This is a genomic window from Mucilaginibacter sp. McL0603, assembly GCF_049992945.1.
GTDB lineage: Bacteria > Bacteroidota > Bacteroidia > Sphingobacteriales > Sphingobacteriaceae > Mucilaginibacter.
Window position 1 is genome coordinate 3,026,520 of record NZ_CP188251.1, and the last position, 17,951, is coordinate 3,044,470.

At 39.0% G+C, this 17,951-nt stretch carries 7 protein-coding genes; all 7 read left to right on the forward strand.

What is annotated here, in order from left to right:
- The 7 genes from ACPPVU_RS13995 (at position 1) to ACPPVU_RS14025 (ending at position 17,654) form a co-directional block, all read left to right on the forward strand.
- A complete protein-coding gene (locus ACPPVU_RS13995; RefSeq protein ID WP_426667133.1) occupies positions 1–2,436 on the forward strand; it encodes an ABC transporter permease in 2,436 nt (811 codons plus the stop codon).
- Positions 2,437–2,655: 219 nt separating this feature from the next.
- Entirely contained in the window at positions 2,656–5,118 is a 2,463-nt protein-coding gene (locus ACPPVU_RS14000; protein WP_426667134.1) for an ABC transporter permease, read from the forward strand.
- A gap of 73 nt (positions 5,119–5,191) precedes the next feature.
- Positions 5,192–7,594: an ABC transporter permease gene (locus ACPPVU_RS14005; RefSeq protein ID WP_426667135.1), complete on the forward strand. Its 2,403-nt coding sequence runs from the start codon at positions 5,192–5,194 to the stop codon at positions 7,592–7,594.
- Positions 7,595–7,684: 90 nt separating this feature from the next.
- On the forward strand, positions 7,685–10,084 hold the full coding sequence (locus tag ACPPVU_RS14010) for an ABC transporter permease (protein WP_426667136.1): 2,400 nt from the start codon (positions 7,685–7,687) through the stop codon (positions 10,082–10,084).
- Between the two features lie 248 nt (positions 10,085–10,332).
- On the forward strand, positions 10,333–12,699 hold the full coding sequence (locus tag ACPPVU_RS14015) for an ABC transporter permease (protein WP_426667137.1): 2,367 nt from the start codon (positions 10,333–10,335) through the stop codon (positions 12,697–12,699).
- 88 nt (positions 12,700–12,787) lie between these two features.
- Positions 12,788–15,172 (forward strand): ABC transporter permease, encoded by a 2,385-nt coding sequence (locus ACPPVU_RS14020; RefSeq protein WP_426667138.1) that lies wholly within the window; start codon positions 12,788–12,790, stop codon positions 15,170–15,172.
- Between the two features lie 55 nt (positions 15,173–15,227).
- Positions 15,228–17,654: an ABC transporter permease gene (locus ACPPVU_RS14025; RefSeq protein ID WP_426667139.1), complete on the forward strand. Its 2,427-nt coding sequence runs from the start codon at positions 15,228–15,230 to the stop codon at positions 17,652–17,654.
- Positions 17,655–17,951 lie beyond the last annotated feature (297 nt).

Here is a 17,951-nt window from a genome sequence, read left to right on the forward strand (position 1 = left end):
ATGATAAAGAATTATTTAAGAAGTGCATGGCGTAATATCACAAAGCACAAGTTTATTTCATTCATTAATATTTCAGGCTTAACCATTGGTATCACGTGTTGTCTACTGATACTGGCTTATATCATTAATGAATTGAGCTATGACAGATATAATGAAAATGCCGACCGCACGTACCGTGTTACCCGCATTTTTTATTCACGGGATGGTTCCGAGAACCTGCACCTGAGCTCTATAGCACCACCATTCGGTCCACTGCTGAAAGTGGCATTCCCTGATATACAAAAAGTGACCCGTGTGTTGCCAAGTGGCACAACTGTATTCAAATACAAGGACAAGTTATTTAACGAGCAGAGTGGTTTCTTTGCCGACGAAAACTTCTTTAATGTTTTCACTGTCAACGTAACTGAAGGGGATAAGAAGACAGCATTAAATGATCCTTATAGTTTGATGATCACGCCCGAGATTGCCAAAAAGTATTTTGGCAATGAAGATCCTATCAATAAGACAGTCATTTTGGATGATACCAAACACGAGTTTAAAATTACTGGGATTTTTGAGCCATTTCCTTCAAATGCCCACATGCACCCGAATATTTTAATGTCGTTTAATACACTAAAGGATACAGCAATAATGGGCGAAAAACAGTTAGAAACTAACTATGGAAATAACTCATTCTATACCTACCTGCTTTTGCCAAAGAATTACAATTCCGAAATGATTAGTGGGCAACTAAATAATTTTTTGGATAAATATGTGCACATGCCTGGGACGCCCCCTAATATAAAAACCTCTCAGACTACAAAGCTAACCATGCAAAAGCTGACCGACATCCACCTGAAATCGCGCCTGGATGATGAGATAGAGCCAGAAGGCAGTATGACACGAGTATACATTTTTTCAGTTATCGCTGTGTTTATCCTGCTGATCGCCTGCATTAATTACATGAACCTGTCAACCGCCCGGTCTGCATTACGTGCTAAAGAAATAGGGGTACGAAAAGTGATTGGTGCACAACGGAAAGAGATCATCAGGCAATTCCTCGGCGAATCGGTACTGGTTACCTGGGTTGCGTTGATCTTGGGTATGGTGTTAACCTGGTTGTTATTACCATATATCAACTCATTGGCTCATTTAAATCTCGCTTTCAGTAGTTTGTTCAGGTGGGATATTTTGATCTGTATACTGTGTCTGCCATTTTTCATAGGATTGCTCAGTGGCTTGTATCCTGCTATTTTCATGTCTTCGTTCAAGCCGGTACAAGTACTGAAAGGAGTATTAAAAGTAGGTTCCGGAAACATTTCCTTCCGTAAAGTGCTTGTTGTGGTACAATTCTCTGTTTCAATCGTCTTGATAGTGGCAACCACTGTAGTGTTTCAGCAACTGAGCTATATTGAGAATAAATCGCTGGGCTTCAATAAAGATCATATCCTGGTTACTGCCTATTCGGGCACATTAACCAAGCAGTTTGAATCTTTCAAACAGGAATTACTTAAAAATTCGGCAATACGGGCTGTTGGGCGGTCATCCCGTATTCCTTCCGGTCGTTTGCTGGACGATCAGGGCGCACAGGTGATAGAAGGAGGTAAGAGTGTACCAACCAATATCGAGTTGAAATACATAACCACCGATTTCGGTTTCATGGATACTTATGGAATGAAGCTGGCTGCCGGCAGAAATTTTTCCCGTGATTATTTAACAGATACGGCCAGATATATCATTAATGAAACCGCTGTTCGGCAATTGGGCTGGAAAACACCGCAAAACGCTATCGGTAAAGACTTGACATATGGTAACACCAAAGGAAAGGTGATCGGTGTGGTGCATGATTTTCATTTCGAATCATTGCACCAGGCCATTATCCCGATGTTGTTTTTTCTTCCCCCTCCTTCAAGCGGATATTATAACAGCATATCCATAAAAGTGAATGGAAATAATGTACAATCGGCAATAAATACCATAAGGGATACCTGGCACCAGTATGTGCCGAATGTGCCATTCGATTATACCTTCCTCGATGATCGTTTCCGGAAATTATATGACGCCGAGCAGCAGGAAAGCAAGTTGTTTACCATATTCTCATGCCTGGCCATATTTATTGCCTGTTTAGGTTTATTTGGCTTGTCCGCATTTACCATATCTCAGCGCATAAAAGAAATTGGCGTTCGCAAAGTATTGGGTGCCAGCGTGCCGCAAATTGTGGTTGAATTATCCAGAGATTTCCTGAAACTGGTTATTATAGCAGCCGTAGTTGCACTACCGGTATCATGGTTTTTCATGCATCATTGGTTATTGGATTTCGCATCCCGGATAGATTTAAGCTGGTGGGTATTTCTCGGAGCCGGTGTCATAGCATTCATCATAGCATTTGCTACGATTGGTCTGCAGACGGTAAAGGCTGCCAATGTAAACCCGGTAAAAAGTTTGCGGTCAGAGTGATTAGTGACTAGTTAACCGGTGATCAGTTGTATCACATCAACATTCCTGATCACTAATCACTGGTTAACTAATTAACTACAACAAACTGTATCATAACCGTACACCTGTTGTCCGCTTGCGTACATTGGGTGTATGGTATCTTATTTTAATATACTAATAATCAATAGTTTGTCTTATTGGTATAAGTTTTTATGCTGATTGTGCCTAACCAGTACAGTCATGATTAAGAACTACTTTAAAATCGCCCTCCGTAGTTTTAAACGGCACAAGCTATTTACCTTCATCAACATTATTGGATTGTCCATCGGTATTTGCGCCGCTTTGGTTATCTATCTCATTGTTAATTATGATTTTAACTTCGATAAATTTCATAAAGATGGAGATCGGATATACCGGGTGGTTACCGATTACTCCTTTGCCGGCGAAGTAGGTCACAATGGAGGTGTTACATGGCCATTGAGTGATGCCGCAAAGCATGACGTAACAGGTTTGGAAGGCACTGCGCAGTTTTTTACACTAAATTTCAGTGCTACTATACCGAACGGAACAAAGGCCCCGGCAAAATTCAAAAATGAATCGAATATTGTTCTAACTGATGGACGGTACTTTAATATGTTCCCTTATAAATGGCTTGCCGGTTCAGCTGGAACCGCATTGAACGGCCCCAATCAGCTCGTTTTGACGTCAGATCGCGCCAAAACGTATTTTCCCTCATTGTCATATAGTCAAATGTTGGGCAAACAGGTTGTTTATGAGGACACTCTAAAGATGACTATAACTGGCATCGTGCAGAAGTTTGAGGAGAACACTGATTTCAAATTCCAGGATTTCATTTCAATCAATAGTATCAACACTGCAAAATCTTTAAAGGATCAGGTACCACCTGACTGGGGCAGCACCACTTCAGCATCACAACTTTTTATTAAACTTTCTCCAAAAACTTCTACTGCGAATGTTCAAAAACAATTGAATGCTATATTAAAGAAATATAATCCGCCCAAACCGGAAGATAAGGGAAGCACTCAAAATTTCAGTTTACAAAAACTAAGCGACCTGCACTTTGACGAGAAATACGGCAATTTTGATATGAACAATATCGCCAGTAAAAATACGCTATACGGATTATTGGTTATTGCTGCATTTATTTTGGTGTTAGGTTGTATAAACTTCATCAACCTTTCTACTGCACAAGCCTCGCAACGCGCTAAAGAGATCGGCATACGTAAGACAATGGGGAGTTCCCGTTTTCAACTTATTGGACAGTTTTTGAGTGAAACATTCCTGGTAACGCTTATTGCCGTCATTATATCAGTATTATTAGTGCCAGTAGTTTTGAAAGTATTTTCTGATTTTATTTCAAAGGATATCAAATTAGATCTATCAGGCCATCCGGGAATGATCGTTTTTATTGTCTTATTAACGATAACGGTGAGCTTAGTAGCCGGCTTTTATCCGGCTTTGATTCTATCCAATTATAAACCTGTATTGGTCCTTAAAAACCAGGCTTACAGTGGTACCCATAAAACACGAAATGCATTGCTCAGAAAATCACTCACTGTTACCCAGTTTATCATAGCCCAGTTTTTTATTATGGCTACTATACTGGTAAGTAAGCAGATATACTATGTTTTGCATAAAGATCTGGGTTTTAAAAAGGATGCTATCCTGGTTGTTAATACTCCATACAAGAATAACACTGATAATAAGAAACAGGTATTTGCACAGCAACTCCGTTCCATTCCTCAAATTCAAATGCTAAGTGTCGGATGGAGTGAGCCATCTTCGGGAAGTACCATGTCTCAAACTACGGTTTATAAAGACGGTAAGAAAGAGATTAAAACCGATCTTCAGTTAAAGGAAGGGGATGAGAACTATATCAGCGTTTACCATATAAAATTGCTTGCCGGCCGCAATTTGCATGTGGGTGACACTACGCGACAAACCCTGATCAATGAGAAATATGCCAGGATACTTGGTTTCCGTGATCCGAAGCAAGCGATTGGTAAATATTTAGGCGATAAGCCTGATAACAAACGTGAGATAATTGGTGTAGTGGGCGATTTTTATCAGCATTCGCTGCACGCACCTATCAAGCCACTTGGTATTGAATATCATGGTTCCAAGTATAATAACGGTACATTCCACATTGCTTTAAAACCACAAACGGCAAACGGTAACGAATGGAAAACAGCCATAGAAAATATTAAAAGCTCATGGAAAAAATTATATCCTGACGATGATTTCAATTACAGTTTTTTTGATGAAAGCATTGTTAAATTCTACGAAAATGAGCAACATATGTCCAAACTGCTAACATGGGCAACGGGGCTTTCAATCCTCATCAGTTGTTTAGGGTTATTAGGTTTGGCTATGTTCACTACTAGTCTGCGGACAAAAGAAATTGGCGTTCGTAAAGTACTGGGTGCGACAGTTTCCCAAATAGTTACTTTATTATCAACAGAATTGGTTGTACTGGTTTTACTGTCATTTTTGATAGTTACACCTTTAGCCTGGTGGGCCATGAATAAATGGATGCAAAACTTTGCAGATAAGACGACCATAAGCTGGTGGATATTTGCCCTAAGCGGCGTTGGCATGTTGTTGACCGCATTCCTGACTTTAAGCTTTCAAACAATCAAAGCCGCTATAGCTAATCCTGTGAAGAGTTTGCGCTCAGAGTGATCAGAGATAAGTTATTTAGAGCTTAGTTGTTTTTGTACTGATATTATTCCACCATTGAACCAATAAACTACTTATGATAAAAAATCACTTCAAAATCGCATGGCGTAATTTACTAAGGCACCGGCGCATGACCCTTATTAATGTCGCAGGACTGGGTATCGGTATGGCTGCCACTATATTAATTGTACTTTGGGTGCAAAACGAATTGAGCTTTGATAAAGATCAGCCTGATGCGATCAACATCTATCGTATTAAAACCAAATTGGCCATATCGCCGCATGAGAATTGGTTATGGGAGGGTGCACCATATGCATTGGGTGAGCATGCACAAAGAGAGATTCCTGAAATAGAAACTTTAACCCGGCTATCGCCCTCAAACTACAGTGATGTTAATATACATTATAAGGATGAAATCATATCCGAGAAAAATGCAGCTTATGTTGATAACCAATGGTTCAATGTGTTTCATTATGATTTTGTCGAAGGTTCAACTGATGAGTTCAATAAAACCCCTTTTAGTTTGATTCTTACACAATCGGCAGCAAAAAAATACTTCGGGAATAGGGAAGCTGTAGGCGAGATAATGCGTATCGATTCAAATAATTACCAGGTACGGGCTATTGTAAAGGATAATCCTGCAAATTCGAGTTTTCAATATAATGTTCTCATCCCTATTGCTGCTCAACTTTCAAATGCAGATGCTAAAAAAAATGCACTTGTTTGGGGCAACTTTAATTACTTGACTTTTGTAAAGCTAAAACCGAACACCGATAAGAAAAAAGTATCAACTGAATTGTTTAACATATTGCATCGTAATCGCGATAAGGACGATGGCAAAGCATCATTTAGTTTGGTCAACATCAAAGACATGCATTTTGAAAATGATTTGATGAATTCTTCCTTTTTGCACGGTAATCATACGATTGTTAATGTATTTATAGCACTTGCTTCACTGCTATTAATCACCGCGTGTATCAATTACGTAAATCTTACCACTGCACGGGCCAGTATTCGCTCAAAAGAAGTTAGTGTCCGAAAAATCGTTGGGGCGGGACGGCTACAGTTATTCGGACAATTTATGTCTGAATCATTGTTAGTGAGTTTATTGGCAATCGCTTTATCACTGGCTTTAGTTCAATTAGCTATGCCATGGTACCAGGATTTTACAGGAAAACATTTCATCAATCCTATTTCATCGCTTTTAGTATGGGAGATTGTAGGTGTAACGTTATTAATATCATTTGTGCTCAATGGATTATATCCTGCTTTGTTACTCTCGTCATTCAGTCCGTTGAATGTATTCAGAGGTAAATCTATGCTTAATTTTAAAGATTCCTGGCTACGGAAATCGCTTGTTATAGTGCAGTTTACCATTTCTGTAATACTGATAATTGGAACATTGGTTATTTACAGGCAATTAAATTATATCGAAAATACCGATCTTGGTTATAATAGGGCGCACATATTTACTATAAATATGCCATGGAAAGCAATGGGCAAAAATCCCTGGAAAGATGGGCCTGCTATCTTAAATAGTATTAAGCAGGAAATGAAACAGCAAAGCTCAATTGCTGAAGTTTCACTTGCCCAGGGCCAATTAGTTAATTTCTCCAATGGAAGCTCCGGCTCTTTTGACTGGAATGGCAGACCGAAAGACTTTGATCCTGAATTTGCGCCATTGGAGGCTGACCAGGATTTCCAACACCTGATGAATATTGGAATCAAAGAGGGGAGATGGTTCAATGGCGGTAAAGCTGATTTGCACAATGTGTTACTTAATGAAACAGCTGTAAAATTGATCCATTTGCCAAAGCCTGTTATCGGACAAAGATTTATTCACCAGGGAGACACAGGAGTGATCATTGGTGTGGTAAAAGACTTTCATTACAAGAGCCTTCATGAAAAGATAGGGGCTATGATAATTGCTAATAGTGGTATTACCGGAACGATATATATTAAGACAACACCAGGAAATGCGAAAAAGGCAATTGCAGCCGTACAAAAAATAATGGAGAAATTTGCCCCGAATGACCCACTGGAGTATCATTTCCTGGATGAAACTTATGATAATTTATATCATAGCGAACAACAGTCGTCTGTACTTATTGCATTATTTGCTGGCATCGCTATACTGGTTTCAGCTTTAGGCTTATTGGGCTTAGCAGCGTTTGCTGCTGAGCAAAAAGTAAAAGAAATAGGCATACGCAAAGTACTTGGGGCAAGTGTGCAGCACATTGTTTCATTGCTTTCTGTTGATTTTTTGAAAATGGTGGTCATAGCCAGTATTATCGCTTTCCCGATTGCCTGGTGGGCCATGAACAAATGGTTGCAGGACTTTGCTTACCGCATCAGTTTATCCTGGTGGATATTTCTGCTGGCGGCCTGTATAGCACTCGTCATTGCTTTAATAACCGTTAGCATGCAGGCTATAAAAGCGGCTATGGCTAATCCGGTAAAAAGTCTGAGGAGTGAGTAGTCATTAGACAATGGTCATTTGTCATTAGAGTTTAGGATTTAGCTATTAGTATTTAGAGTTTAACTATTAGAGTTTAGAATTTTGCAAATCATGTTAAGAAACTACATCAAAATAGCCTGGCGTAATCTTATACGTCAAAAATTATTCAGCCTGATCAATATTTCCGGTTTGGCAATAGGCCTGGCAGTATGTATGCTCATTATGCTGTATGTTGCACATGAGCATAGTTACGACCGTTTTCAAAAGAATGCCGATCGGATATTCATTCCTGTTGCGCAATTGAAGATGAATGGCAGTACCATGAATTTGGATTATATGAGTTATGCTGCGGGCCCCCTGATCAGTCAGGGGCAGCCGACAGTTGAAGGGTATATGCGTACATTGGGATACTTTAAACCAGTAATCGTAAGCAATCCGTCTTCACCCGATAAGAAATTTTCTGAAAAGAAACTGGTGTTTGCTGATGCTGGTTTCTTTAATTTTTTCTCATTCAAATTGTTATCCGGGAATGCTTCTAATGTCTTGACCAAGCCATTTTCTGTAGTGATATCACAGGATATGGCTAAAAAATACTTTGGCGAAGAAAACCCTATAGGGAAACTGATCACTTTAAAAACCGATAGTGCATATACTTACCAAATAACCGGCGTTGCCGAAAACTGTCCGTCCAACTCATCAGTTGAGTATAATTTTGTAGCATCCGGCTCAAGTTTTCTTACGATGAAGGAGGCAAAGGATTACCTGGGGTCACAAGAGATTAGTTTTGGATCATTTAATGTTTACCTGCTCTTGAAGCATGCCTCGGATACGGCTAATTTGCGGCGCAGCCTTAATATGGCGGTTGTGAAAAAGGGGAAGGACTCCCCGGATATGAAGTTTTTATTAAGGGCATTACCAGACATCCACCTAAATTTCAATGAGGGTGATCAATCCAATATAAAATACCTGAAAATATTTCCGCTTGTCGCGGTTTTGATTTTATTACTGGCACTGGTCAATTACATGAGCTTGTCGACTGCACGGGCCACACTTCGCGCAAAAGAGATAGGAGTACGTAAAGTAGCCGGTGCCAGCAGAAAGAGCGTGGCAGCACAGTTTTATGTGGAATCGGGTTTGTATGCGGTATTATCATTCATTTTGGGCTATATCATTTGTTATTTGTTTAAACCTGTATTTCTGAATGTATTGCAGCTTAAAATTGATGATACGTTTCTTTATAACCCTCTAGTGCTGACTTTATTGGGCGTTTTGCTACTCATTACAATTCTTGTTGCCGGAAGTTACCCTGCGCTGGTATTATCAGCATTTAACCCTGTCGTCACACTTAAGGGTAAAATGAGTAAACAATCGGGTGGTGTCACCGTACGAAAGGTATTTACTACACTCCAATTTGCTATATCGGTAGGGTTAATCATCTGTGGGATCATTATTGACCGTCAGCTTTATTATTTCAGGCATGCAGATACCGGAGTCGACCGTGATAATGTGATCATGATACCTGTAGGAAACAGTTTCGGTAAAAACTATAACTCATTTAATCATGATATCAAGTCATTGGCAGGGGTGAGCAATGTCGCGACATCACGCTACGCGATGTTTACTTTTTATGACAACTATGAAATAGAAGGTAAAACCAAAGATCAAAATGTGATGCTGCCTTCACTTGCAGTCGACAATAATTTCATATCAGTATTAGGTCTGAAATGGAAATATCCACCCTCATCTCCATCACAGCTTGAAGGTAACGATAAATTAGTGATCAATGAATTAGCTGTAGAACAACTTCATCTGAAAGGAAACCCGATCGGTGCTTTTGTTAAATCCGGTGGGCGAAATTTAGAGATAGCAGGTGTGGTAAAGAACTTCAATTTCGGTTCAATGGAATATGTCATTAAGCCGCTCGGGCTTTTCGTTGTACCTGATACGCACCCATATTGGACTATGCGGGATGGCTGTAACCTGTTTGCTAAAATAAAGCCTCATACCAATTTACCAACCTTATTGAGTTCAATGGAAAGTATCTATAAAAAATATGATAAAGATGCACCATTCAATTACACGTTTATGGATGATTCATTTAATGCACAGTATAAAGCTGAAGACCGGCTGGCATCCATATTCAGCATATTTACGGCGATAACCATTGTATTGGCAGGTATGGGCTTGTTCGGTTTAGCTGCTTTTACCATTGAGCAACGCACTAAGGAGATTGGCATACGGAAAATATTGGGAGCAAGCCTATCATCCATCACTTCTTTATTGTCGGTTGACTTTCTGAAACTTGTACTCTTATCTATCCTGATAGCATCACCGATAGCCTGGTGGGCAATGCATGGCTGGCTGGAGCATTTTGCTTACCGCATCAATATTCAGTGGTGGATGTTTGCCTCTGCAGGTTTATTAGCCATTATTATAGCCATTATAACAGCTAGCTATCATGCATTAAAAGCTGCGATTGCTAACCCGGTGAATAGTTTACGCAATGAGTGATTAGAGATCAGTTAACTAGTGATTAGTTAATTAGTGATTAGTTAATGCCTGTATTTTACCTCTATACCAACTAATCTCTAATCACTAACCTCTGGTTACTAAACACAACTGTATCGTTTCCGAACAGTTAGTGTTACATATACGAACATATTCGTAATGCTTATACCTATTTAATGTTTTGATAATTAGATAGTTGTATTTTTGGTATGCTTTTGATTTATAAATTATAAGACCAATCACTATTAGCCATGATAAAAAATTATATCAAAACCACCTTACGCAGTCTGTTAAAGAACAGATCTTACAGTTTCTTAAATATCACTGGGTTAGCTATTGGTATAGCCTGTGCATCGCTGATATTTTTATGGGTTCAGGATGAGCTGACCTTTAATCACAATTACACCAAGCGTAATGTGTTGTACAAGGTCTACGAGAATCAAACCTATGTAGGTAAAACCAGTACATTTTTTGGCACGCCAGGGCTTATGGCGAGGGCAATGAAGACTGAAATACCAGGTATTAAGAATGCAGCAAGAATGACAGGCGATGGGAATAGCGCGTTATTCGCTCTTGGTGATAAAACCATAACCGAAATAGGTAACTATGCTGATCCTGAAATATTTTCGATGTTGCAGCTGCCTTTTGTTAAAGGCTCTGAAACTAATGCCTTTCAACAATTACACTCAGTTGTGATCAATGAAACTATGGCGAAAAAGTTTTTTGGAGATGCTGACCCAATGGGAAAATCGCTTAGAATAAATAATGAGCAGGAATATATTGTAACCGGAGTTTTTAAGGACTTGCCAAAAAACTCAACTTATCAGTTTCAATGGCTGGCGCCGCTACAAAATATCGACCATAAGCAACCCTGGATGGATATTTGGGGGGCCAATTGGGTACGTACGTTGGTTGAATTGGAACCAAATGCCAATTTAACTGCTGTTAATCAGAAATTAAGTCATTATATCGCGTCTAAAACCAAAAGCACTAATACCACGGTATGTTTCTTGTTTTCAATGAACGATTGGAACCTGCACAATAAATTTAGTGACGGTAAGATGGACGGAGGCAGGATACAATATGTAAAACTATTCTCTTTTATCGCATGGATCATTTTACTTATTGCTTGTATCAATTTCATGAATTTGTCGACTGCACGTTCTGAACAACGCGCCAAAGAAGTAGGGGTCCGTAAAGTAATGGGAGCCGGTAAAGGTAAATTGATCGGCCAGTTTATTGGTGAGGCAGTAATCATGTCGTTTATTGCTGTTTTGATAGCCGTGGGTTTAATTTATCTGGCGATACCCTCATTCAATACGTTGGTTCAGAAGCAATTGTCAGTTGACATCTTTGACCCATTGCATTTGATATATTTAGTATCAATAAGTCTTATAACTGGTTTATTGGCAGGAAGTTATCCGGCATTTTATTTATCGTCGTTCAACCCGATAGCTGTTCTTAAAAATATAAAAATTAAATCAAGTGTAGGTTCAGGTTTAATACGTCAGAGCCTGGTGGTGATTCAATTCTCTGTCTCTATTATACTGATTATCGGCACAATAATTATTTATCAGCAAATTCAGCATGTAAAAAACCGCGACCTCGGTTACAGAAAAGACAATTTGGTTTACATCTATTTGCAAGGTAATCAGGCAGATCATTTTACGGCTGTATATAACGACCTGAAACAATCGGGTGTGGTGGAAGACGCAGCCTTAAGCGATAATACGGCATTAGAAGTAGGGAGCAATACAGATAATTACTCATGGGAAGGAAAAGATGCATCGAAAAATCCACTGATATCATGGGAAAATGTAAGTCCGCAGTTTATTTCAACCATGAACATGAAGCTGGTAGCCGGAAGGAATTTCAATACTACCCCGGCTGTTGACAGCACTAATGTGATCATTAATGAAGCTTTTGCAAAACAAATGGGCAAAGAGGGTAGAGTAGGTGGAATTATAAGGGACGGTGGTAAAAAGGCATATCAAATCATAGGCATCTTAAAAGATTATCTCTATAATGATATGTATGCCGAAGCAGCACCTTTATTATTATACAGTCGTTCATCGGGTATGGGAATCTTAAGTATGCGCTTTAAATCAGGAGTTAATATGCAGGATGCCTTAACCAAATCAGGCACAATTATAAAAAAAGATTGTCCTGGTTACCCTTTTGAATATCAATTTATTGATGAGGACTTTAACCAATTATTTAAGACAGAAACATTAACCGGCACATTAGCAGGTGTTTTTGCTGGACTTGCCATATTCATATCGTGTTTAGGTTTGTTTGGCTTAGCCGCTTATACAGCCGAGCGTCGTATCAAGGAAATTGGTATCCGCAAAGTACTTGGTGCCTCAGTATCAGGATTGGCCGGCCTGCTCTCAAAAGACTTTTTACTATTAGTAGGCATTTCCTGTGTAATTGCATTTCCTGTAGCATTCTGGGCATTGCATAAGTGGTTAGAAAGTTATCAATACAGGGTTGACATTAACTGGTGGGTGTTTGCGATGGCCGGTATTTTGGCTGTGCTTATTGCTTTGGCGACAGTAAGTTTCCAGGCAATAAAAGCTGCACTGACTAACCCTGTTAAGAGTTTACGCAGCGAGTGATTTTTGTTAACCTGTAACGTTTGTTAATTAATAGAGTTTACAGGTTAGAATTTAGAGTTTAGAAATTAAGATTTAGAGATTAACCATCATGATAAAAAATTATTTGAAGATTGCCTGGCGCAATATGCTGAACAATAAAGTTTACAGCGCGCTAAACATCGTTGGCCTTGCTGCCGGGATGGCTGTAGCACTGATCATTGCGTTATGGGTATTTAACCAATTCTCATACGATAAGTTTCTTCCTAATAACGATCAATTGTACCAGGTTGAATTGAATTTTACAGATCAGCATGAGGGAGAACATACCCAGCAGGCAGTATCTCTTCCAATAGCAGATGTACTCAGAAAAGAGTATCCTGAAGTGAAATATGTCGCTGAATCTGATTGGATGGGGTGGCATGGTCTGTTGGTTGGGAACAAAAAACTTTACATGAATGGGGCTGGAGTAGGATCGGATTTTTTAAAAATGTTCCAATATCCATTAATTAAAGGCAATTCAAATACAGTTTTAAAAGATGCTTATTCCATTGTCTTAACGGAATCAACAGCAAAAGCCTTATTTGGTGATGCAGATCCGATCAATAAAACTATCCGCTTTGACAATCAGCACGATCTGAAGGTTACGGGCGTAATGAAAGATGTACCAAAGAATTCCTCATTACAATTTAATTTTCTGATTCCTTTTAGCTATAACGAGCAAACACAGGACTGGATGAAAAATGCGCGTACCACGTATTATAACAACTCCTTTCAAATATTTGTGCAACTACAGCCCAATGCTGATTATGCTAAGTTAGCACCTAAAATAAAAGATATAGTTTATAAACGCGGCCCAAAGATGCGGCCTGCTAAACCGGTGGTTTTATTACACCCATTGAAATTTTGGCATTTGTATTCAGATTTTAAGAATGGCAAAGAGGTAGGAGGGTTTATCGAATATGTACACCTGTTTAGTATTATTGGTATATTGGTATTACTGATCGCTTGTATCAACTTTATGAACTTATCTACAGCACGTTCTGAAAAAAGAGCGAGAGAAGTTGGTGTACGAAAGGCTATCGGTTCACAACGCCGCGATCTGATTTTTCAATTTTTAACAGAATCTATTCTGATCACTTTTATGGCATTTTTGCTATCTATATTATTTGTTCAGCTTACATTACCATCATTTAACACCCTAACAGGGGATTTCATTAATATTCCTTACAGCAGCCCGGTCTTTTGGTTTATCATGATCACTTATGTTTTTGCTACAGGTCTATTAGCCGGAAGCAGACCCGCTTTTTACCTGTCATCATTTAACCCGGTTAAGGTATTAAAAGGAAGTATCCAGGTAGGCAAAGCAGCTTCATTACCACGTAAGATATTAGTAGTGCTTCAGTTTACATGTTCAATTGCATTGATTATAAGCACCGTTATAGTTTATCAGCAAATTCAATACGCAAAGGATAGGCCCACCGGATATAGCGCTGACAGATTAGTATCTACCGATATGAGTGATGACCTGAGCAACCACTATGATGCGCTTAAAGCTGATCTTTTACAAACCGGCACGATCGAAAGTGTCACCAAAGCATCAAGTCCGCTTACGGGTGTTTATATGCATACAGGTATCGAAAAATGGCCGGGCCAGGGTGCTGGTGAACTGGGTTTAAATGTTGGTGGCGTATCAGTATCAGATAACTATTTCAAAACTGTCGGAATGAGTTTGATCAAAGGACATGACTTTTCTAGCAACTGGAGTTCTGATACATCAAATATTATTATAAATGAGGCTGCTGTAAAACGTATGGGCTTAAAGGAACCCATCAACCAGGTTATTAAATATGACGGTATAAATGGGCCCGCAAGAATAATAGGGGTAGTAAAAGACGCTCTGATGGATTCACCGTTCACGCCTGTTGAACCGACTGTGTTTAATCATGGGCGAGGCGGTAATTTCATTATATACCGTTTATCGAGAGGGGTACATACACATGACGCCATTGAAAAGATTACAAGGATATTTGACAAATACAATCCGGCATATCCCTTTATCTACCAATTTGTAGATGACGAATACAACCATAAGTTTAACCTGGAAGTCCTGGTTGGCAAACTGGCCGGTGTGTTTGCGGGATTAGCAATTTTTATCTCTTGTCTGGGACTATTTGGTTTAGCCGCGTATGTAGCCGAACAACGTACCAAAGAAATAGGCGTACGCAAAGTTCTAGGTGCTTCAGTGGCCCAGGTTTGGCTCCTATTATCCAAGGATTTTATTGTATTGGTGATGATCAGCTGCCTAATTGCATCGCCTATCGCTTTATATTTCCTAAGTAATTGGTTGCAAAAATATAATTATCGGATCAGTATAGGCCCTGGGGTATTTATATTGTCGGCTGTCACGGCAATCATCATCACATTGGTTACTATTAGTTTCCAGGCGATAAAAGCAGCCTTGACTAACCCTGTTAAGAGTTTGAGAAGTGAGTAGTCATTAGTCAATGGTCATTTGTCATTAGAGTTTAGGTTTTAGAATTTTAAAAATCATGATACGAAATTTCATCACAACAGCCTGGCGCAATTTGCTTAGAAATAAAAGCTATGCAGCCATCAATATTGTCGGCTTAGCTATAGGCATAGCAGCCTGCACGCTTATATTCCTGATTGTTCAATTCGAAACGAGTTTTGATAACTTCCACTCAAAGAAGGATCATATTTATAGGGTTACCACTGCATTTCACAACCCCGACGGGATACATTTAGCCAGCGGCACACCACTACCGCTTTCGGAAGGGTTGCGAATTGATTTTCCACAGCTAAAGCAAGTGTCTGCGATAATGCAAAATGACGGAAGCCATTACTCAATCGGGAATGGTAGCAAAGGAGAGGGTGTAAAGAAATTCAAGGAAGATTGGGCATATTATGTTGAGCCGCAATTTTTTGAAATTTTTGATTTCGGATGGCTTGCAGGTGATAAAAAAACAGCTTTATCCGAACCATTTTCAGTTGTTTTATCACAGGATGAAGCTGATAAATTTTTTGGCAACTGGCACGATGCAATGGGGAAGATCATCAGGTATGAAAATAAAACTGACCTGAAAGTAACGGGTATTATTAAAAATACACCTGCCAATACTGACATGCCCCTTAAATTGCTAATCTCTTTCGCAACAACGCGGATAAAAGGCGGCGATAACTATGGCAACATACACGATTGGGTAAGTACTTTTGGTGATCTTAATTGCTATATAATCCTGCCGGATAATATGAGTGTAGCGCAGTTCAATCAAAACTTAAAAACTTTTGTAAAAAAGCATAAACCTGCTGATTATGTGAAAGACGGATTGCAATTGCAACCACTAAAAGACATGCATTACAATACTGAAGTTAATGTCTTTAGCGGGCATCCTTTTAGTAAGCAATTGATCAATGTGATCAGCCTGATAGGTATATTCCTGTTGTTGATTGCATGCGTTAATTTTATCAATTTGGCTACGGCACAAGCAGTAAACAGATCGAAAGAAGTAGGTATACGTAAAGTGCTGGGTAGCAATCGTAATCAACTAATATTTCAATTTATTAGCGAAACCCTGATCATTACATTATTTGCAGTGGTACTGGCTATCGGAATAGCTGAATTGACCCTCCCGATGCTGAATAAATTGCTGGAAATAAAATTAAGCAGCAGCTTCCTGGCTGATCCGGTATTAATTTTATTTTTAGTCTCCACTGTCGTTTGTGTGACCCTGCTTTCAGGATTTTATCCTGCTTTGGTTTTATCCGGATTTAATCCGATCGAAGCTTTGAAAAACAAGATTAAAGCGGGGCGATCAAGCGGTATTTCGTTAAGGAGGACATTAGTGGTAGTACAATTCTGCATAGCGCAGATTTTGGTAATAGGTACACTGGTAATCATCTACCAAATGAATTATTTTAGAAATAAATCGCTTGGATTTGATAAAGACGCCATCATGACCGTTCCTTTCCCCGGTGATAGTACCAGCCGGGCAAAAATAAATACTTTAAAGGATCAGCTTTTGCAGCAACCGGGTATCAAAGATGTGAGCTTTAGTTTTGCAAGCCCATCGGATAATAACGGCTGGAGTAGTGATTTTAAATACAATAATGTGCCTAAACAAACCAATTTTAGCGCTAATTTAAAATGGGCTGATGCAGAGTATTTTAAGTTATATAATCTACAGTTTGTTGCTGGCCAGGCATATACAAAGGGTGATACTATACACGGCTGGGTAGTAAACGAAACCTTGTTACACAAATTAGGTGTACGTGACCCTAAGGATGCTATTGGCAAGTATATCAAATTGTGGGATGATAAAAATAAAAACGCGCAAATTGTAGGGGTAGTTAAGGATTTTAACATAGGTTCGCTGAAGAACGAGATACCACCTGTGTTGATGAGCACTTGGAAGAATGTATATCAGAAGCTGAACATCAAAATACAACCTACAAATATTAACCAGACTTTAGCTTCTGTTGAACGACTATGGAACAGTACGTTCCCAGATGGGATGTATGAATATCAATTCCTGGATGAAAAAATTGCTAACTTTTATAAAAGTGAAGATCAGCTTTCACAGCTTTATAAAATATTTGCAGGGATTGCTATTTTCATTTCATGCCTTGGATTGTACGGACTTGTTTCATTTATGGCCGTACAGCGAACGAAAGAAGTAGGCATTCGAAAAACTCTGGGAGCGTCGGTAGGTCATATTGTATATCTTTTCTCTAAAGAGTTCACCATACTTATTGTTGTGGCATTTGCTATTTCAGGTCCCGTCGCCTATTATTTTATGCATAAATGGCTGCAGGATTTCACTTATCGTATACCTATAAGTCCGGACATATTTATTCTGGCAATAATTGCATCAATTGCTATCGCATGGATAACTGTTGGATATAAAGCTGTTAAGGCAGCTTTGGCTAACCCGGTTAAGAGTTTGAGGTCGGAGTGATTGGTGATCAGAGATTAGAGACTAGTTAATCAGTGATCAGTCAACCAGTAACCAGTTAAAACAATAAATCCTTCTCAGTTGAGACGGATTTTTGTTATTAGGCATAACTAATCACATATCTCTAACCTCTGATTAACCAACCCCAACTGTATCATAACCGAACGCATCGTGTTACATAAGCGAACACTGAACAAAATCAATTAATGCATAATTAGTTGATATATAATATGTTGAAACTTTGGTATATTATTCATTGCTTAATGCCAAAATGAATTAGTATTATTAAATGAATAATTC

Bases quoted from the DNA above. Each gene is read 5' to 3' on its own strand.
- ACPPVU_RS13995 (WP_426667133.1), top strand. From the start codon at position 1: ATGATAAAGAATTATTTAAGAAGTGCATGGCGTAATATCACAAAGCAC.
- ACPPVU_RS14010 (WP_426667136.1), top strand. From the start codon at position 7,685: ATGTTAAGAAACTACATCAAAATAGCCTGGCGTAATCTTATACGTCAA.
- ACPPVU_RS14020 (WP_426667138.1), top strand. From the start codon at position 12,788: ATGATAAAAAATTATTTGAAGATTGCCTGGCGCAATATGCTGAACAAT.
- ACPPVU_RS14005 (WP_426667135.1), top strand. From the start codon at position 5,192: ATGATAAAAAATCACTTCAAAATCGCATGGCGTAATTTACTAAGGCAC.
- ACPPVU_RS14015 (WP_426667137.1), top strand. From the start codon at position 10,333: ATGATAAAAAATTATATCAAAACCACCTTACGCAGTCTGTTAAAGAAC.
- ACPPVU_RS14000 (WP_426667134.1), top strand. From the start codon at position 2,656: ATGATTAAGAACTACTTTAAAATCGCCCTCCGTAGTTTTAAACGGCAC.
- ACPPVU_RS14025 (WP_426667139.1), top strand. From the start codon at position 15,228: ATGATACGAAATTTCATCACAACAGCCTGGCGCAATTTGCTTAGAAAT.